The organism is Ruegeria sp. CDSC002 (assembly GCF_059610905.1).
Genome location: NZ_JBXWOM010000010.1, coordinates 160,914 through 178,585, shown reverse-complemented (window position 1 = coordinate 178,585; position 17,672 = coordinate 160,914). Strand labels below are relative to the sequence as shown.

The window sequence follows — 17,672 nt, the reverse complement described above, 5'->3', positions numbered from 1 at the left end:
GGTGGGGTTGGCAAGTAGCTCGCACCTTATTTCCAAAAGGCGCGTTTGTGTCCTGGACGAGCCACTGTGACAGTTGAAAACAGCAAAACAAAATAAATAAATTGAATACATAAGTTGCTTAAGAAACGCAGGCGGGTATCTTGGTGCGGCTTGGACACAGAAGAGGTGGTCAGGGATGGCATCATCTCGACTGAACAAGGGGCTATTGGTCTGCATTCTTTCTGCTATGCTGCCGGGCTGCGGTAGCAAAGCGCAGGATCAGGGTACAGAGCCGAAGGCGGTCACCCAAACCGGCGGGTCCAACAGTTCTTCTTCATACTCTTCGGCGGGAATTGATCCCGCCACCTATGCCGGTCAGTTTCAGATCAAATTGACTAAAGAAGTCCCGCTGCGTGAAATTCCGGTTCCGTTCACTGTCTATGGTGGCCTCGAAGAAGCCAGCCCAACCCGTTTGCAACTGCGCGCATTCATGGATTTGCGCGGATTGCAGGAAAAAGCGCCTCAAATACTGACCGGTCCTTTGGAAGAAAGCTGCAAACGCCAGATCTATCTTGAGGTTCGCGACGTCACCGCCATAGACGACACCATAAAGATCGAGGGTTCAGCCCGTGCACAGTTTACGAGATGTAACCGCCATGAAGAACCGGGCTTTCGGTATTTTGGGGCCACGGTAGACGCGGTCGCGGTCGCCAAGGCCGAGGTGAAGGGCCAATGCCTGGCTTTCAGTATCGAAGGCGTCGATCTAAACCCGCGCGGTTTTATTGGCGCTGTCTCCAATCTTTTCGGACTGACCAACCGCATCAACGAAGCCGTCCTCGAAAAAGGCGGGGAATTTTTGGCTGCGCACCCGGTCTGCCCGCCATTGCCCCCTGAGTTCACACTACTCGACCCGATTTACGAGTCCGGAGGCACTCGGGAAATTGCGCCTGGCGGGATGGGTGCTGCCATTGTCGGATCTGCCGATGTCAGCGCTGAGACAATTGTCGAAGTCCTTGGAGGACTTAAGGAGCTTGGCGTATTGGAGTTTGCTGAATGAGACTTTGGTTAATTTTTCCAGTCTTAATGGCAGTTGTTCTGGGAGCCCGAGCACCCAACGCGCAACAGGTAGATTTTGTCATCGACGCAACGCTGCCAGTTCGTGATACGGAATTGCCATATACGCTTGACCTGAACCTCTCCGCTGTTGCCCCTACCCGGATCGGGGTGGGTGCCCTTCTTGATCTGCGCGAAGTACAGAAAACTGTACCTGATCGACTGGCTGAAAACGCGATAGTCGACAATTGCGGCCTGCAAGTCCGACTGGATGAATTCAGCTTTAAAGCCCAAGACGACGCGATAGATCTGGATGGGCAAGTGACCATCACGATCTTTGAATGCAGCCGAACCAGTGAGCGCGACTTTCAGCGGGGTGAACAAAAAAATGCTATCCAGGCAAACATGTCCACCGAAGCGACTGTCGAGTTGCGGGACAACTGTGCCTATTTTGAACTTATCGACCTCGTACTCACGGCTCCCGAAGCGCAACGCGAAAAACTCCTTGAGGACGATACTCTCGAGTCCGTCAAGAAGCTGATGCTGGCCGCCGTAGACCTTGTTTTGAACGAAACCCCTTTGTGTCCGGTCCTGCCGGCAGAGCTCGCGTCTCTTGATCCGGTTTATGACACTGGCGGCCCGCGAGAGATCGGAGAGGGTGGACTTGGTGTATTCTTGGACGGTTCGGTGGATGTCAGCCCGTCGACAATTCTGGACATCCTAACAGTTCTTCAACAACAAGAACTAATTCCCGGTCCGCCCTAGCTGCAAAGCTCTTTCATTCCGGTCGGTATCTTCTGCCTTTCGTCCGCGAACCTAAATAGCTGATGCCACAAAAGCAAAAACGCCGCGTTGCTCCAAGCATCGCGGCGCTCCAAAATTCGCTGAAGTGGGTTTTAACCCTGCTTCGTAACCTGCGTAAAGTCCAGCTCGACCGGGGTTTCGCGACCAAAGATCGAAACCGAGACTTTCAGTTTCTGGGCTTCGTCGTCCACACCTTCGACCATACCGTCGAAATCTTCGAACGGACCGTCGTTGACCTTGACCTTCTCGCCCACTTCGAACGAGATCATCAGTTTCGGTGCGTCTTCACCCTCCTGAACACGGTTGAGGATCTGGTTCACCTCGGCATCGCGCATCGGCATCGGGCGGCCCTGCGGGCCCAGGAAGCCGGTGACCCGGTTGATCGAGTTGACCAAGTGATAGCCCTGATCCGACATTTCCATATGCACCAGCACGTAGCCGGGCATAAAGCGGCGTTCGGTCGTGACCTTCTTGCCCCGGCGCACTTCGATCACCTCTTCGGTGGGCACCAGTACTTCGTCGATATCGTCCTCAAGGCCTTGCTCAGCCACGGACGTGCGGATCTGCTCTGCGATCTTCTTTTCGAAGTTCGAAAGAACGCTGACCGAGTACCACCGTTTCGCCATGAACCTGTCGTCCTTGTTTGCCTTCGGTGCGTTCGGAATGCCGCAAGCACCGTCATTGAAATTCTGTCACGTCACCCGGAATAAAAAGCGGCGCACAGCCCGAATCGCCGCACGCCCATTCCGAATAGTACTGTGTCAACTACTCTGACATCCCGCGCTGTGCAAGGGGGCTGTGGCGTTTCCGCCCGGCCCAATCCGGTTTAACCGAATGCGCCCAGGATCAGTTGAAGACCGCCGCGAATACCCAGATCGACCAGCGCAAAGAACACGGCGGTCAGTGCCGCCATGATGAACACCATGACCGTGGTCAGCAGAACCTCACGACGCGTGGGCCAGACGACCTTTGCGACTTCGGCGCGGACTTGCTGAATGAACTGGATCGGATTCATTGTTGCCATTTGGCTGGGTTCTCTCTTCTAGCGGATGGGCCGGACATAACCGGGCATTGCGGCAATTTCAAGAGCGGTCAGGACTTGGGTTTGTCATCCCATTCATCGCTGAGGATACGCCGCGCGTCACCTTCGGGATCATCATACTGGTTCGACCGCACCGTGTAGATAAACGCCACAAGGCCAACCCCGCCCAAAAACAGGGAAATCGGTATGAGATAGGCCAGAACTTCCATATCAACTACCTCAGGCGCAGGGCATTCAGGGACACGGTAATGGACGAGGTCGACATCGCCAATGCCGCGATCAGCGGTGTGGCAAACCCGGCCACGGCCAAGGGTACGGCTATAATATTGTAAACCGTAGCGATGCGAAAGTTCTCGCGAATCCTTTTGGTCGCCTTCACCGCTGTGTCACAGGCATCTGCAATCGGGGACAAATCGTTGCCCAGCAATACGATATCCGACGCCACCCGCGCTGCGTCCAGTGCAGAGGCAGGTGAAATTGATACATGCGCCGCGGCAAGCGCCGCCGTATCGTTCAGCCCGTCACCAACCATCAGGACATGGCGACCCTGGTCGCTGAGCTCCTGCACATGGGTGGCTTTATCCTGAGGCAGCGCCTCGGCAATCCATGTTTCAATCCCAAGCTTGTCTGCCAGCGTTTGAACCGCGCCTCGTGTATCACCCGAGATGAGAACGACGCTCTTTCCGCCGTCACGAAACGCCTGCACGGCCTCAGCCGCACCTGGGCGCAACGAATCCGAGAAAAGAAACGCAACCGGTGACTGCCCCGTGACCGCCAACCAAGCTGCCGTCTGATCACCTTCGGTCGCGCCGGTCCAAACGGCGCGTCCAAGGCGCACGGGCTGACCGCGGTAGGTTCCTTCGGTGCCATACCCCGGAACCTCGACCACATCCTCAAGTCTGGCAGGCTTGATCCCGGCATCTCTGGTGAACTTGGCAAGCGACACCGACAAGGGATGCGAAGACGCCTCGGCCAGCGCCAGTGCAATCTCAAGATCCGCGCGGGAATGATCCTCAAGATTGGTCAATTCCGGAGTGCCGGATGTAAGTGTGCCGGTTTTATCAAAAACGACCGTATCAACCTCGGCCAGACGTTCCAGCGCAGTAGAGTGTTTGATCAGCATCCCCTTGCGGAACAGTCGCCCCGAGGCCGCCGTCGTCACCGCAGGCACGGCAAGCCCCAGCGCACAGGGGCAGGTGATGATCAGAACCGCCGCAGCGATGTTCAGCGCGGTTCGGATATCGCCGGAATAGATGTACCAACCCAAAAAACTAAGCGCGGACAGAATATGCACCCCCGGCGCGTATAGCTTGGCCGCCTTGTCAGCCAGCGACGTATAGCGCGATCGACCGGATTCTGCGATTGCCACCAGATCCGCCATACGGTGCAGTGAAGTATCCTCACCGACCGCTGTGGTCCGGATCGTCAGCGGGCCGGTCAGGTTAACCTCACCCGCGCTGACCGCAAGACCAGCTTCGGTAAAGACCGGGAGGGTCTCGCCCGTCAACAATGACCGGTCGAGCTCCGATTTACCCGATACAATCTCACCATCCACCGGCATACGGCCACCGGGGCGAACAATTATCAGATCACCAACCGCGAGGCTTGCGACGGACACCTCTTCTTCGGCCCCATAAACTAAGCGAATGGCACGCGGCACTTCCAGGGCCGTCAGTTCTTCGGCTGCTGATCGCGCTACGGCGCGGGTGCGGTAGTCCAGATATCGGCCCGCGAGCAGGAAGAAAGTCAGCGTCAGTGCGGCGTCGAAATACGCATGCTCTCCGCTGAGCGCGGTTTCCCACACCGACGTCATGAGCGCCAACAGAATGGCCAGCACAATCGGCACATCCATGTTCAATCGTTTGACGCGCAGCGCACTCCAGGCGTTGGCAAAGAAGGGCTGCGCGGAAAAGGCAATCGCTGGCAGAGCAATGGCCGCTGAAATCCAGTGAAACAGGTCCCGCGTCGCATCCGTAGCCCCTGACCAGACCGACACAGACAACAGCATCACGTTCATCGACGCGAAACCAGCCACCGCCAATCGCATCAGCAGATCACGCCCGGCCTTGTCGGATTGGGTTGCCGACAAAGCGCCCGGGTCCAGCTCATGCGCCTCGTACCCGGCGCGCTCCAAAACGGGGATCAGGTCAGCAGCGTGTGTCTCAGCGGCTGCTTTGACCATTGCACGCTTGAGCGTCAGATTGACCCGCGCGTCCTCGACACCCGGATGGGCGTTCAGCGCGCGTTCAACGTTCGCAATACAGGCCGAGCAGTGAATGCCGGGCAGGGATAGGGCAATCTGCACATCTTCAGGAACGGGGCGCGCTGGTTCCGCCGGTGCTGCGATGCAACCGGGGCATGCCGCCGTACCTGAGCTGAGCTGAGCGGTCATCCCCTACCCTTTCACATACAACGGAACCCGCTGCGCAAATTCGGCACCGCTGTTGTCTATGGCCACCAGACGGATGTTCCAGTTTCCCTTGCCCAGCGCTGCGGGCGTGGAATAGGCGGTCCCGTCAAAAGTGAAATCCGGGGTGAAATCTTCTTTCACATGTGTCGCCCGGCCAACAACTGCCTGCAACTCTGCCACCTGAACCGGCGCGCCGGTTTGGTCGGTGATGTGCAAAATCAAAAGACCGCCATTGGTCTCAGCTCGGATTTCCCAACCCAAGGCCTGTTGCACCTTTAGGCGCTCGTTGAACTCCTGACTGGCGACGTAAGAGTTTTTGACCTCGAGCCCGGGAAAGGTTTTGACAGCTTTGTAGGCCAGCACGAGATTCACGGAAATGATCACCCCGAAAGCAGCGACAAAGATCGCTAGAAAGTGCTTTCCAGTAAATTGACGCTCGGCCATCTCAGTTTCCTCGTCCATTGAACGTCGTGTCCTTGTAAGCGCGCTCACCGCTTTCAATATCCTCGATCCAGATCCGAACCGGTGTCGCGTCCGCCGCTGCCGGATCCGTGTCTTTCGAGGCGATAATATAGACCCGCTGCAATTGCGCAGTATCCGCCGTGACATTCACGGTATCAAGTGGCGTGCCTTCGATCACGATCCGCATCGCCGGATCACCGGACAGAGACAGCTTGAACAGCCGTTCCTCGCCATGTTTGTTCCGCACCCGCACGTCATAGGTATTGCGGATCGTGCCGTCGGACAGGGTGACAAAGGTCGGGTTGCGAACCGGGGCCACGGTAACTTCGATGTCGGACCGGATGAACAGCGCAAACAGCAGCCCAATGCCGACAAGTGACCAAAGGGCCGTGTACAGGATGGTCCGGGGCCGCAGGATATGTTTCCAGACATTTTTGGGAGGCTTACCTGCCCGCTCGTTGGCTTCGTCGCTCAGAGCCATATAGTCGATCAGACCACGCGGTTTGCCGATCTTGGCCATCATGTCGTCACAGGCGTCGATACACAACGCACAGGTGATGCACTCCAATTGCTGTCCGTCGCGAATGTCGATCCCAACCGGGCAGACATTGACGCAGGCCATACAGTCGATGCAGTCCCCCAGCTCGGAATCCGCAGTTCGTTTGCCCTTGCCGCGCGGCTCACCACGCCATTCGCGGTACCCGACGACGAGCGTATCCTCGTCCATCATCGCCGCTTGGATCCGCGGCCATGGGCAGGCATAGATACAAATCTGTTCACGCGCGAAGCCACCGAACAGGAAGGTCGTGCCCGTCAAAATCAGTATTGTCGTATAGGCAACCGGATGGGCGTTCCCGGTCACAAGGTCCCGCAGAAGCGTCGGCGCATCGGCGAAATAGAACACCCAGGCACCACCGGTCGCCAGACCGATCAAAAGCCAGGCACCCCATTTCGTCAGCCGCAACCGCGCTTTACGAAAGTCTAACTTTTCCTGACGATGCAGACGCAACCGCGCGTTGCGATCCCCTTCAATCCAGCGTTCGACAAGGATGAACAAGTCAGTCCAAACCGTCTGCGGACAGGCATATCCGCACCACACGCGCCCCAGCGCCGAGGTGAAAAGAAACAATCCCAACCCGGCCATGATCAACAGACCGGCAACAAAGTAGAACTCATGCGGCCAGATCTCGATCCAGAAGAAATAGAACCTGCGGTTGGCCAAATCCAGCAACACCGCCTGATCCGGTAGGCTGGGCCCCCGGTCCCATCTGATCCACGGGGTGATGTAATAGATCCCCAATGTGACCGCGAGAATGATCCATTTCAGATTGCGAAACGGCCCGGACACGCGACGCGGAAATATGGGTTCTCGTGCGGCGTAAAGGCTGGGTGCGGGGTCGGAATCGCTCACGGGCTGGCTCCAGATGTGGCTATATCACGGTGTCTTGTTCCAGAACACAAAGGTAGCCACTTTGACATGGGTCAAAAGCGCATCGTGCAGACACCTTTTGTCACATCTTACCAGCTTGCCGCCTGAGCCATGCAATAAAAGTTTTTGCCGCCGGACGCAGAGGGAAATCGCCAGTAACAAGGTGATATCCGCTGTTTTCGGGCTCGCGAAACAGTTCGATGATTTGGCCCGACGTGATTTCTGCTTCGACAAAATGCCGCGCCGTGACGGTTACGCCCTGCCCCGCGCGCAACCCTTCCAAAAGCAGATTTCCGGGCAATGAGATTCGCCCTGCATTTGGCCCGTGCCCGACACCACGTCGGGCCAGCCAGTTGGTTGCCTCGGTGGTGCCGAACTCTTCAAGCCAGGGCAGTTCGCTGAGCTCGTCGGGCGTCCACGACGTTTTTTCCCCCACCAGATTGCGGGCCGCGACGATCACCATAGGGCTTTGCAGCAACATTTCCGTACGGACACCAGGCCATGTGCCCGCACCATAGCGGATGGCCACATCGACACCGCCGGGATCCAGGCTGACCAGTACAGGCGACGGATCAAGCGCCAATTGGATATCCGGGTGTTCGGCCTGAAATGCAGGCAGGCGGGGCATCAGCCATGACGCGGCAAAGGACGATGTCAATGATACGTGAACCGGACGATCCTGTTTGGATTGGGTCAATTCGACCAAGGCATCGCCAATCGCACCGAACCCAAGATGCAGTGCGCGCGCCAACCTTTCACCTTCAGGCGTCAAGGTCATGGATTTGCCGGTGCGGTCCAACAGCGCAATTTCGAGGTGCTTCTCAAGCGCGCGCAATTGCTGGCTGATGGCAGCGTGGCTGACATTCAGTGAGTTGCCCGCTTCCACCACATTCCGTGTCGCCGCAAAAGCGGAAAAAGCTCTGAGCGATGCGAGCGGCGGCATTTCCATCCAGTTCATATGTAAGCCCTGATTACATATAGAAATGCTAATTGAGTCGCATTTTGCAGTCTGAAAATCAATCCTGATGACAGAAGAAACAAAACTCAGGAGATGTCAGATGCTCTCAATCCTTGCAAAGTCATTCATGATCGCCACCCAGACACATGAGTTGGATGAACCAAAATCATCGGATCGATCTGACAGACAAAAGCAACGCTGGTTGCCGGAAAGTCATTGGTGGAGGCAACACAAACGCGCCAGTTTTTCGCAATCCGAATAGCAAATCGAAGCCCGCGTCTGGACCGCCTCGCTGGTGATTTGTAAGGTATAAAGGCAGCACCGGCTGTTCAGGAAACGCGCGAACAGATGGAACAGCCGGTGCCTCAACCTTCGGACGGCGAACCGTCCGAAGGTATTCTTTTCCGGTTACTGACCGCCACCCAACTGGTGGACATAGGCGGTGACAGCGCGGATTTGCGCGTCGCTCAGGCGATTTTCCCATGCAGGCATCACACCAAAGCGGCTGTTGGTCACCGTTTCTGTCAGAGCTTCCTGGCTGCCGCCGTATAGCCAGATCGCGTCGGTCAGGTTCGGAGCACCTTGGGTAACGTCACCCTTGCCGTCTTCGCCGTGGCAGGATGAACAGTTGTCCTCGAAAACGACCTTGCCCGCCTGCGCCGCCGCATCGTCACTTTGCGCATCGGTCAGAGACATGACGTATTGCACGACTTGGGTGACTTCTTCTTTTTCGAGGATTTCACCGAAGGCTGGCATCTCGGAATAGCGCGCGTCGTCGCTTTCTTCATTCCGAATACCATAGGCAATGGTGGTCTCGATAGCTTCCAGCGAACCACCCCAGAGCCATGCGTCATCCAGCAGGTTCGGGAAGCCCGGCGCACCCTGCGCGCCCGAACCGTGGCACTGCGCGCACCATGTCCGGAATACCGCGCCGCCCGCATTGACCGCATATTGCTGCAGCTCGGGATCTTTCGAGACATCCTCAAGCGAGGTTTCAACCAGTTTGGCGTTCCACGGCGCATTGGCTTCTTCGAAAGAAACGATCTCTTCCTGCACTAATTCTCGCGATGACCAGCCAAGAACACCGGCGGTTGCGGACTGAACCAGCGGCCAGGCCGGATACATGATCGTATAGATCACGCCCCAGATAATGGTGACGTAAAAGGTCCACAGCCACCAGCGCGGCATCGGATTGTCGAACTCTTCGATGCCATCCCAGGAGTGTCCGGTTGTGTTTGGATCGCCCGGCTGTTTTTCAGGTGTCTTGCTCATTGCCGCGCCTCCTTGGATGTGGCGGGTTTGTCGCCCCCATGGGGCGCAGCTGTTTCGTCACCCTTGAGGGGCGCAGGGGCATCTTCGTGCCGGAACGGGATGTTGGCGGTGTCCTTGTATTCTTTGCTGGCTCCGGGACGGAAAACCCAGATCACGATGCCAACAAAGAAGACAAACAGTACCAACAGCATCCAGCTATCCGCGAATTGCCTCAGGATTGTGTATTCTTCCATCACACCCTCCTTTAGCGGCTTGGGTCTGGGGTGAAGGTCGAGAAATCGACCAGTGTTCCCAGCATCTGCAGATAAGCAACCAACGCATCGGCCTCGGTCAGCTCGGGCTGACCGTCGAAGTTACGAATGCTGACCTTGTCACCGTACCGTTCCAGCAGACCGTCATAGTCGCTGTCCGGGTCGGCCTGCGCACGGAAGTCGGCCTGTGCGTTTGCCAGCATTTCTTCGGTATAAGGCGTGCCCACAACAGCATTCGCCGCCATAACATCACCGATATACTTGCCGTCGATCTTGCGATGTTCGAGGAAGCCGTATTTCGGCATTACCGATTCAGGCACCACCGACTGCGGGTCACGCAGGTGATCCACGTGCCACTGGTCGGAATAACGGCCACCCACACGGGCCAGATCAGGACCGGTACGCTTGGACCCCCATTGGAACGGGTGGTCATACATCGATTCAGCCGCCAGCGAGTAGTGGCCATAACGTTCGACCTCGTCCCGCATCGGGCGGATCATCTGGCTGTGGCAGGTATAGCAGCCTTCGCGGATGTAGATGTCACGCCCCGCCATTTCGAGAGGGGTGTAAGGGCGCATGCCCTCCACCTTCTCGATCGTGTTCTCAAGATAGAACAGCGGGGTGATCTGCACGATGCCACCGATGGTCACGACCAAAAAGCTGAAGATCAGCAGGAGGGTCGCGTTGGTCTCGAGGATCTTATGTTTGTCGAGAATTGCCATTGCTCCGGCCCTCCTATTCAGCCGGGACCGCGACGGTCAGGCTGGCCTCTTTGGCCGGCGCTTTCCGCACAGTCATCCACAGGTTGTAGCACATGATCAACGCACCAGCGACGAACATCACGCCACCCAAAGCACGCACCACATACATCGGGAATTTGGCAGCCACGGTGTCAGCGAACGAGTTCACCAGGAAACCGTTTGCATCCACTTCACGCCACATCAGGCCTTCCATGATACCGGTCACCCACATCGACGCGGCGTAGAGCACGATGCCGATAGTGGCGAGCCAGAAGTGCCAGCTGACCATCTGCAGCGAATACAGACGCTCACGTTTCCACAGGACCGGCACCAGGAAGTACAGTGCACCAAAGGTGATCATGCCGTTCCAGCCCAGCGCGCCCGAGTGCACGTGTCCAATGGTCCAGTCGGTGTAGTGGCTGAGGCTGTTGACCGCACGGATCGACATCATCGGCCCTTCAAAAGTGGACATGCCGTAGAACCCGACCGAGATCACCATCATCCGGATCACCGGGTCAGTACGCAGCTTGTCCCAGGCGCCCGAAAGGGTCATCAGGCCGTTGATCATGCCACCCCAGGACGGCATCCACAGGATGATCGAGAACACCATGCCCAGCGTCGACGCCCAATCAGGCAGCGCGGTATAATGCAGGTGGTGCGGACCGGCCCAAATATACAGGAAGATCAGAGCCCAGAAGTGGATGATCGACAGCTTGTATGAGAATACCGGACGCTCGGCCTGTTTTGGGATGAAGTAATACATCATGCCCAGGAAACCAGCGGTCAGGAAGAAGCCCACTGCGTTGTGGCCATACCACCACTGGATCATGGCGTCCTGTACGCCCGACCAGACGATGACCGATTTAGAACCCCAGATACTGACGGGGACGGTCATGTTATTTACCAGGTGCAGCATGGCGACTGTGACGATGAAAGCCAGATAGAACCAGTTTGCCACGTAGATGTGAGGTTCTTTCCGTTTGACGATCGTCCCCAGATAGACGGCCAGATAGGCCACCCAGACGATAGTCAGCCACAGGTCGACGTACCATTCGGGTTCAGCGTATTCCTTAGATTGGGTCCCACCCAGCACATAGCCGGTGGCGGCGAGCACGATGAACAGCTGATAGCCCCAAAATACAAACCATGCCAGATTTCCGCCCCATAGGCGCGCGGCGCTTGTGCGCTGTACGACATAAAACGATGTCGCGATTAGCGCGTTGCCGCCAAAGGCAAAAATCACCGCCGAGGTGTGCAGCGGGCGCAAACGGCCAAAGTTCAAATAACCTTGCGCCCACTCGAAGTTCAGCACCGGAAAGGCGAGCTGAAAGGCGATAAAGGTCCCCGCAAGGAACCCGACCACCCCCCAGAAGGCAGTTGCGATCACGCCATAGCGGATCACGTCATCCATGTACTCGGCCGAACGGTCGACGAGGATATCTGGCTCATCCGTATTTCTCAGCGTCCAGATGAACAAACCACCGGCGATCAGCATCACCAGAATTGCATGCACCTGATACGCCAAATCGCGTGCGTAATTGGTTCCGATCGCCGCGAATATCGCGATCAGACCAAGCACGATCAGCTTGATGTAATTTGACATATTGCGTCCCTTTGCCATGCTCCGCGCGATTCTTATTTGTCGCGGAACCCTTTTGACTGGCCGTTGTTTTGTCGGACAGCGGCCAATCTCGCTTTGATCTGTATCAAGACAATAGCCCGAAATCTGTGACAATCCTAAGCCTTAGACTGAGTTGCATGGCCGCATGCCACTTAGCCCTGAAGACAAGAGGTCAAAATGGCGTACAAATCTCTTCTCACAGTCGTAACGGACTCGGGACAATCACAATCAGCCTTGGCGCAAATGGTTGCACTGGCAAATGCACAGGATGCGCATGCTGAAGCGCTATGCCTTGGCGTCGATCGCAGCCAAGCGGGCTATTATTACGCAGGTGCAAATGCTCTGGTCCTGCAAGAAACGCTGAGCCGGGCCAACGCAGACGCCGACGAACTGCTGACGCAAACTCAGGATTACATGGGTAAGTCCGGTATTCGCTGGTCTGCTGAAAGCGGGGTCGCTCAGATCGCTGATATTGGTCGCCACGTGGCGCATCGTGCCCGGTTCTCGGATCTGGTTGTCCTGCCTAAACCTTATGGCAAAGACCGCAGCGCCGAAGCCGAACCAATTGTCGAAGCCGCCATGTTCGAGGGTCACGCGCCAATTCTGGTCACACCCGACAATGCAGCGCCCTTTGAGCGCCCCGGTACTGTGCTGATCGGGTGGAATGAAAGTGTCGAAGCTATGCGCGCCATCCGATGCGCCCTGCCTTTCCTGACGCAAGCCGATCTGGTTCGGATTGTCGTCATCGACCCGCCGCGCCACGGCCCCGACCGTTCTGACCCAGGTGGACTGCTGTCTCAGATGCTGGCCCGTCACGGGGTCAAATGTGAGATTGATGTGCTCAGCAAAACCATGACCCGTGTGTCAGACATCCTGAACAGGCACGCCGAAGATAGTGAGGCGGACATGATCGTTATGGGTGCATATGGCCATTCTAGGTTCCGCGAAGCCATTCTGGGTGGTGCAACCCGCAACATGCTGGAACAAGCCTCGGTCCCAGTGTTTCTGGCACACTGATCGGGCGTTTTTCCTATTCAAGGCCTTCCGTTCGGACGGATGGCCTAGACGCGTTTTATGAGACCAATCACAAACAACAGTATGACCGCGCCGATGGTTGCGAAGAGTATTGACGAAAACACGCCGCCGCCAACCGAAAAGCCCAGCGCCGGGAAAATCAGACCTGCAAGAAAGGCGCCCACGATCCCTACTATTATGTTTCCGATCAGGCCGAACCCGCGGCCTTCCATAATTTTTCCCGAAAGCCACCCGGCGATCGCACCGATGACCAGCATTGCCAAAATGCTACTGAATTCCATGCCTTACTCCTGCGCGGTTCATTCACGTATTCAGTAAATCACGGCTGCAGGCAGCAGAACAGGCTTAAACCAGAAAACCGCCATCGGAGTCGTCGCCGGCCTCGTCCATCAGACGCCGCATGTCGGGGATTGTCACGTGGCGTTTGCCTTCCAACTCGATAACCCCTTCTTTCTTCAGGGCCGAAATCTGGCGACTTACGGTTTCAAGGGTTAATCCCAGATAATCTGCCATAGCCTCACGCGTCAGCGGCAGGTCAAAGACAATCGGGCCAGGTTTTTGCTTGGGCGCAATTGAAGCATCCCGCCGGGCAATGATTGACAGCAGGCTTGCAATCTTCTCGCGCGCGGTTTTGCGCCCGAGAACCAACATCCATTCACGCGCCGCGTCCAGCTCATCCAGCGTCATCTGCAGCAGTCGATGGGCGATGTGCGGCGTGCTGCCCATCAGGGTTTCGAACGGTTTCTTGCGAAAACAGCACATGACCAAATCGGTTGTGGCCAACACGTCGTAGGGCGCTGTTTCCCGACCGGGTCGTCCAACAAAATCGCTGGGCAATAGCAGGCCGACCATTTGCGTCCGACCATCTTCCATCGTCTGGGTCAACGAGGCGATGCCCGACACGACAGAGCCCACAAAATTCATCTGATCTCCCGACCAGATAACCGTTTGGCCCGCCTCAAAGGTCCGGTAATACTTGATGCCTTCAAGCTCTTCCAATTCATCGACATCACAATGTGCACAGACGGCTCGGTGCCGAATGGGGCAGTCGGAACAGTTGGTATGGTCAAATTGCGCTTTTAACATCGTTCGCGGTTCCACTTGATCTCAGTCAAGGTTTCATAGACGGCCGTGGCTTAACGGTATCGGTATGATAGTGAAACCGCAATTGGCACAGCTTGGACTATTTGACGCGAAAGTCCCGCGTTACACAAGCTATCCCACCGCCCCACATTTCAGCAACGATGTCGGGCCAAGTCTTTTTGGCGACTGGATTTCCGGGATTAAGCCCGGCAGTTCCGTGTCACTGTACGTCCACGTCCCGTTCTGCCGCAGGCTGTGTTGGTTCTGCGCTTGCCGGACGCAAGGCACCCAGACCGACAACCCGGTGATCGCCTATGTGGATGTCCTCAAGGCCGAGCTGGACCTACTGGCCGCCCACCTTCCTGCGGGGGTAACCCTTTCGCGCCTGCATTGGGGCGGTGGTACACCCACCCTGCTGAACCCCGATCTGATGCGCGATCTGGCCGCCCGGATTCTTGAGATTGTCCCGCTGGGGCCGGATGCAGAGTTCTCGGTCGAAATCGACCCGAACGAGATTGACGAGGGTCGGCTCGATGCATTGGCCGAGGCTGGCATGAACCGTGCGTCTATCGGAGTGCAGGATTTCGACGACGAAATCCAGAAAACCATCGGGCGCATCCAAAGTTACGACACCACCCGCAAGGCCATAGAAATGATCCGCGCGCGCGGCATCGCCAGCCTGAATGCCGATATTCTGTATGGTCTGCCGCACCAGACCAAGGCGCGGATGACTGAAAGCGTGCAGAAATTGCTGTCGCTCAGCCCGGACCGGGTGGCGTTGTACGGGTATGCGCATGTGCCGTGGATGGCCAAGCGGCAACAGCTGATCCCAACGGATGCCCTGCCAACGCCCGAAGACCGCCTGGATCTGTTCGATACGGCCCGGCGCCTGTTCCTGTGGGACAAGTATGCCGAAATCGGCATCGACCACTTTGCCACGCAGGATGACGGGCTGACGCACGCACTGAACACGGGAAGGCTAAAGCGCAACTTTCAGGGCTACACCGACGATCAGTCCGACGTTTTGATCGGGATTGGTGCGAGCTCGATCTCACGATTCCCGCAAGGATACGCCCAGAACGCACCCGCGACGTCGGCGCATACCAAAGCGATCCGCGAGGGCGGGTTCTCAATATCCCGTGGGCATTTGTTCAAAGGCCAAGACATCTTGCGCGCCCGATTGATTGAAGCGTTGATGTGCGATTTCCGGATAGATACCGCCGAGATTCTGCGCGACCACAACATCACCGCCGCGGAATTGCAGGAGATGTATCAGACTGCAAACGCAACCTTCGACGGGTTGCTAAGCATCTCTGAAGACGGCCTGTTCATCCCGACCGAGGCGCGCGCGCTGACCCGAATGGTCGCCCGCACCTTTGATGCCTATGATCTGAGCAAGGCGGGACACAGCTCGGCGATCTGACACCGACGCAGGACAGGACTTGACGCGGAGGGTGGGTTTTCCCCACACTTGTAGGGCGGGTGGAAATCCGCCCCGTGCCTGAGGCAGGCAGAGTACCAGACAGTATGTGCCGACGCGTTCGCGCTCGACCGCCTTTTTCGTGCAGCCGTTCTGCAACTTGAAAGAGGGACTGCATTCATGCGCGTTTTTTCTGTCCTCGGCCCCAGCCACTCGGGCAAAACAACACTGGTCGAGGCCATCAGCCACCTTGATGGCCGGCCAACCACATTCGACGTTTCCGGAACCGTGCATTTGCACGGTTTTTCTTACTTGGACGAACCCTGGTGTGCCATCGACGTGAATGGTGGCAGCGACACCATGGCTTATGTCGGCCCTGCCATGGCGATCTCGGATGCTGCTGTCGTAGTCGTACCGCCCGACCCGGACGCCGCCGTGCTTTGCGCCCCTTATCTGCGGCTGGTCGAAGAGGCGGGTATCCCCTGCTTTCTGTTCATCAATCGCATGGACACCCCAAATGGACGCATCCGCGATATCATCGCCGCTCTGCAAACCTACTGCACACACCACATCGCATTGCGGCAGGTTCCAATCCGCGATGGCGAGGCGATCATCGGCGCGGTCGACCTGATCTCGGAACGGGCATGGAAGTATCAGGAAGGGCAACCCTCGGCCCTGATCGAACTTCCGCAGTCCGTCGAAGACCGGGAACAGGAAGCCCGAACCGAATTGTTGGAGACGCTTTCAGATTTCGATGATCATCTGTTGGAGCAACTGATTGAGGACAAACAGCCGCCCAGCGCAGAAATCTATGATCTGGCCGCGCAGGTTCTGCAAAACCATCAGTTGATCCCGGCCTGCCTGGGGTCCGCCAGCCACGGCAACGGGCTGACCCGTTTGATGAAAGCGCTGCGTCACGAAGCTCCTGAATTCAACATCGCCGCCGGGCGGGACGAAGCAGCTGAAGACGCGCGCGCAATTGCCGGGTTCGCGGATGTCAAAAAGCACATCGGAAAAATCATCGTGCTGCGCGGTCTGGGCAAGGGCGTCAAAGCGCATGAAGCTTTAGGCGGCGAAACGGTTGGCAACCTGACGACACTGGACGCAAAAACACAAATCTCGGAATTGGAAGCTGGTCAGATCGGGCTGGCTGTGAAATCCGACCACCTCAACCCCGGCAACCTGTATGACAGTACCGGAGCCACACCGCTACCGGAGTGGGCCGAGGCCCATCCGGCCGCCCACCGGCAAATTGTGTCGCCGGCACATGAGCGTGACGATGTACGCCTGTCCAACGCGTTATCCCGACTGGTCGAGATTGACCCCGGACTGCACCTGCAGCACGATGAACTGAGCGGTCATGCCGTTCTGGGATCGCAAGGGCCTCAGCATATGCGCCGGGTCAGCGCCAAGCTGGCTGAAGACTTCGGTATCGAGATTGAGACCCAGACGGTTGAGACGGCCTATCGCGAGACCATCCGCGCACCGATCGAACATCGTCATCGCCACCGCAAACAATCCGGCGGCGCAGGACAATTTGCCGATGTGGTGATCTCGATCGCACCGACCCCACGTGGGGCCGGGTTCGAATTCGAAGAGATCGTCAAAGGGGGCGCCGTGCCCAGAAACTATATCCCTTCGGTCGAACACGGGGCCAAGGATGCGCTGGTTCAAGGGCCTGAAGGGTTCCCGGTTGTGGATGTCAAAGTCACGCTCAGCGACGGCAAGCATCACAACGTCGACAGTTCTGACTATGCGTTCCGCACTGCGGGCAAGAACGCGGTTCGAGAGGCTTTGCCGCAGGCGAAACCGGTGGTCCTGCAACCCATCCTGAACGCCGAAATCCACTTGCCCTCGGATTTCGTGGGCGACCTGGTGCCTACAATCAGTTCGCTGCAGGGTCAGGTTCTGGGCTTTGAAGGCAATCCCAACGCGTCTGGATGGGAGATTTTCAATGCCCAACTGCCTGCTGTGGCCGAAGACGAGTTACACCGCACCCTCGCCAGCGCGACACGCGGCACCGGGTGGGTAAAACTGCAATTCGACCATTACGAAGAGCTTCGCGGCCCGGTTCCAAAATCCGCGGCACGCGAAACAGCGAATGCCTGAAAGC

At 57.3% G+C, this 17,672-nt stretch carries 18 protein-coding genes; 5 read left to right on the top strand and 13 right to left on the bottom strand.

What is annotated here, in order from left to right; all coding sequences use genetic code 11:
- The first annotated feature begins 175 nt into the window (after positions 1–175).
- Positions 176–1,036 (top strand): hypothetical protein, encoded by an 861-nt coding sequence (locus AC2FJE_RS18320; protein WP_496756934.1) that lies wholly within the window; start codon positions 176–178, stop codon positions 1,034–1,036.
- Positions 1,033–1,797 carry a hypothetical protein gene (locus tag AC2FJE_RS18315; RefSeq protein WP_160116423.1) on the top strand — a complete coding sequence of 255 codons (765 nt, stop codon included), beginning with the start codon at positions 1,033–1,035 and terminating at the stop codon, positions 1,795–1,797. The genes AC2FJE_RS18320 and AC2FJE_RS18315 overlap by 4 nt, the downstream gene beginning before the upstream one ends.
- Before the next feature lie 131 nt (positions 1,798–1,928).
- Here the strand turns inward: AC2FJE_RS18315 and nusG are convergent, their stop codons facing one another.
- From nusG to ccoN, 11 genes are all read right to left on the bottom strand, one after another.
- A complete protein-coding gene (nusG, locus tag AC2FJE_RS18310; RefSeq protein WP_058272488.1) occupies positions 1,929–2,462 on the bottom strand; it encodes a transcription termination/antitermination protein NusG in 534 nt (177 codons plus the stop codon).
- Between the two features lie 200 nt (positions 2,463–2,662).
- Positions 2,663–2,860, bottom strand: a complete 198-nt coding sequence (secE, locus tag AC2FJE_RS18305; RefSeq protein ID WP_058272489.1) for a preprotein translocase subunit SecE — start codon at positions 2,858–2,860, stop codon at positions 2,663–2,665.
- Between the two features lie 68 nt (positions 2,861–2,928).
- Positions 2,929–3,087: a cbb3-type cytochrome oxidase assembly protein CcoS gene (gene ccoS, locus AC2FJE_RS18300; RefSeq protein ID WP_058272490.1), complete on the bottom strand. Its 159-nt coding sequence runs from the start codon at positions 3,085–3,087 to the stop codon at positions 2,929–2,931.
- Positions 3,088–3,092: 5 nt separating this feature from the next.
- Complete coding sequence (locus tag AC2FJE_RS18295; protein WP_496761270.1) at positions 3,093–5,270, bottom strand: heavy metal translocating P-type ATPase; 2,178 nt, start codon at positions 5,268–5,270, stop codon at positions 3,093–3,095.
- Between the two features lie 3 nt (positions 5,271–5,273).
- Positions 5,274–5,732, bottom strand: coding sequence for a FixH family protein (locus AC2FJE_RS18290; protein ID WP_496757220.1), 459 nt, complete (start codon positions 5,730–5,732; stop codon positions 5,274–5,276).
- Between the two features lies 1 nt (position 5,733).
- The gene (gene ccoG, locus AC2FJE_RS18285) at positions 5,734–7,161 is read right to left on the bottom strand and encodes a cytochrome c oxidase accessory protein CcoG (RefSeq protein ID WP_109310727.1); all 1,428 of its coding nucleotides are present in this window, start codon (positions 7,159–7,161) and stop codon (positions 5,734–5,736) included.
- A gap of 100 nt (positions 7,162–7,261) precedes the next feature.
- Positions 7,262–8,137 (bottom strand): LysR family transcriptional regulator, encoded by an 876-nt coding sequence (locus AC2FJE_RS18280; protein WP_496699301.1) that lies wholly within the window; start codon positions 8,135–8,137, stop codon positions 7,262–7,264.
- Positions 8,138–8,545: 408 nt separating this feature from the next.
- On the bottom strand, positions 8,546–9,409 hold the full coding sequence (gene ccoP / locus AC2FJE_RS18275; protein WP_282170445.1) for a cytochrome-c oxidase, cbb3-type subunit III: 864 nt from the start codon (positions 9,407–9,409) through the stop codon (positions 8,546–8,548).
- A complete protein-coding gene (locus AC2FJE_RS18270; protein WP_282120260.1) occupies positions 9,406–9,642 on the bottom strand; it encodes a cbb3-type cytochrome oxidase subunit 3 in 237 nt (78 codons plus the stop codon). The genes ccoP and AC2FJE_RS18270 overlap by 4 nt, the downstream gene beginning before the upstream one ends.
- An 11-nt stretch (positions 9,643–9,653) precedes the next feature.
- Positions 9,654–10,382, bottom strand: coding sequence for a cytochrome-c oxidase, cbb3-type subunit II (gene ccoO, locus AC2FJE_RS18265; RefSeq protein ID WP_058272496.1), 729 nt, complete (start codon positions 10,380–10,382; stop codon positions 9,654–9,656).
- A gap of 13 nt (positions 10,383–10,395) precedes the next feature.
- Positions 10,396–12,003 carry a cytochrome-c oxidase, cbb3-type subunit I gene (gene ccoN / locus AC2FJE_RS18260; RefSeq protein WP_108861216.1) on the bottom strand — a complete coding sequence of 536 codons (1,608 nt, stop codon included), beginning with the start codon at positions 12,001–12,003 and terminating at the stop codon, positions 10,396–10,398.
- 195 nt (positions 12,004–12,198) lie between these two features.
- Between ccoN and AC2FJE_RS18255 the strand changes: the two genes are divergently transcribed.
- Positions 12,199–13,038: a universal stress protein gene (locus tag AC2FJE_RS18255; RefSeq protein WP_282120263.1), complete on the top strand. Its 840-nt coding sequence runs from the start codon at positions 12,199–12,201 to the stop codon at positions 13,036–13,038.
- Positions 13,039–13,082: 44 nt separating this feature from the next.
- Here the strand turns inward: AC2FJE_RS18255 and AC2FJE_RS18250 are convergent, their stop codons facing one another.
- Together AC2FJE_RS18250 and fnrL are read right to left on the bottom strand one after the other, a co-directional pair.
- Positions 13,083–13,337, bottom strand: a complete 255-nt coding sequence (locus AC2FJE_RS18250) for a GlsB/YeaQ/YmgE family stress response membrane protein (protein WP_170417060.1) — start codon at positions 13,335–13,337, stop codon at positions 13,083–13,085.
- A 64-nt stretch (positions 13,338–13,401) separates the two neighbouring features.
- Positions 13,402–14,142 carry a transcriptional regulator FnrL gene (gene fnrL, locus AC2FJE_RS18245; RefSeq protein ID WP_282120264.1) on the bottom strand — a complete coding sequence of 247 codons (741 nt, stop codon included), beginning with the start codon at positions 14,140–14,142 and terminating at the stop codon, positions 13,402–13,404.
- Positions 14,143–14,206: 64 nt separating this feature from the next.
- On the opposite strand from fnrL, the gene hemN reads away from it, so the two are divergent.
- Positions 14,207–15,562, top strand: coding sequence for an oxygen-independent coproporphyrinogen III oxidase (gene hemN / locus AC2FJE_RS18240; RefSeq protein WP_496756939.1), 1,356 nt, complete (start codon positions 14,207–14,209; stop codon positions 15,560–15,562).
- Between the two features lie 177 nt (positions 15,563–15,739).
- Positions 15,740–17,668: an elongation factor G gene (locus tag AC2FJE_RS18235; RefSeq protein WP_496756941.1), complete on the top strand. Its 1,929-nt coding sequence runs from the start codon at positions 15,740–15,742 to the stop codon at positions 17,666–17,668.
- Positions 17,669–17,672: the final 4 nt, after the last annotated feature.

Bases quoted from the DNA above. Each gene is read 5' to 3' on its own strand.
- AC2FJE_RS18280 (WP_496699301.1), bottom strand. From the start codon at position 8,137: ATGAACTGGATGGAAATGCCGCCGCTCGCATCGCTCAGAGCTTTTTCC.
- AC2FJE_RS18255 (WP_282120263.1), top strand. From the start codon at position 12,199: ATGGCGTACAAATCTCTTCTCACAGTCGTAACGGACTCGGGACAATCA.
- AC2FJE_RS18320 (WP_496756934.1), top strand. From the start codon at position 176: ATGGCATCATCTCGACTGAACAAGGGGCTATTGGTCTGCATTCTTTCT.
- ccoS (WP_058272490.1), bottom strand. From the start codon at position 3,087: ATGGAAGTTCTGGCCTATCTCATACCGATTTCCCTGTTTTTGGGCGGG.
- ccoP (WP_282170445.1), bottom strand. From the start codon at position 9,409: ATGAGCAAGACACCTGAAAAACAGCCGGGCGATCCAAACACAACCGGA.
- ccoN (WP_108861216.1), bottom strand. From the start codon at position 12,003: ATGTCAAATTACATCAAGCTGATCGTGCTTGGTCTGATCGCGATATTC.
- fnrL (WP_282120264.1), bottom strand. From the start codon at position 14,142: ATGTTAAAAGCGCAATTTGACCATACCAACTGTTCCGACTGCCCCATT.
- hemN (WP_496756939.1), top strand. From the start codon at position 14,207: ATGATAGTGAAACCGCAATTGGCACAGCTTGGACTATTTGACGCGAAA.
- secE (WP_058272489.1), bottom strand. From the start codon at position 2,860: ATGGCAACAATGAATCCGATCCAGTTCATTCAGCAAGTCCGCGCCGAA.
- AC2FJE_RS18315 (WP_160116423.1), top strand. From the start codon at position 1,033: ATGAGACTTTGGTTAATTTTTCCAGTCTTAATGGCAGTTGTTCTGGGA.
- nusG (WP_058272488.1), bottom strand. From the start codon at position 2,462: ATGGCGAAACGGTGGTACTCGGTCAGCGTTCTTTCGAACTTCGAAAAG.
- AC2FJE_RS18250 (WP_170417060.1), bottom strand. From the start codon at position 13,337: ATGGAATTCAGTAGCATTTTGGCAATGCTGGTCATCGGTGCGATCGCC.
- AC2FJE_RS18270 (WP_282120260.1), bottom strand. From the start codon at position 9,642: ATGGAAGAATACACAATCCTGAGGCAATTCGCGGATAGCTGGATGCTG.
- AC2FJE_RS18295 (WP_496761270.1), bottom strand. From the start codon at position 5,270: ATGACCGCTCAGCTCAGCTCAGGTACGGCGGCATGCCCCGGTTGCATC.
- ccoO (WP_058272496.1), bottom strand. From the start codon at position 10,382: ATGGCAATTCTCGACAAACATAAGATCCTCGAGACCAACGCGACCCTC.
- AC2FJE_RS18290 (WP_496757220.1), bottom strand. From the start codon at position 5,732: ATGGCCGAGCGTCAATTTACTGGAAAGCACTTTCTAGCGATCTTTGTC.
- AC2FJE_RS18235 (WP_496756941.1), top strand. From the start codon at position 15,740: ATGCGCGTTTTTTCTGTCCTCGGCCCCAGCCACTCGGGCAAAACAACA.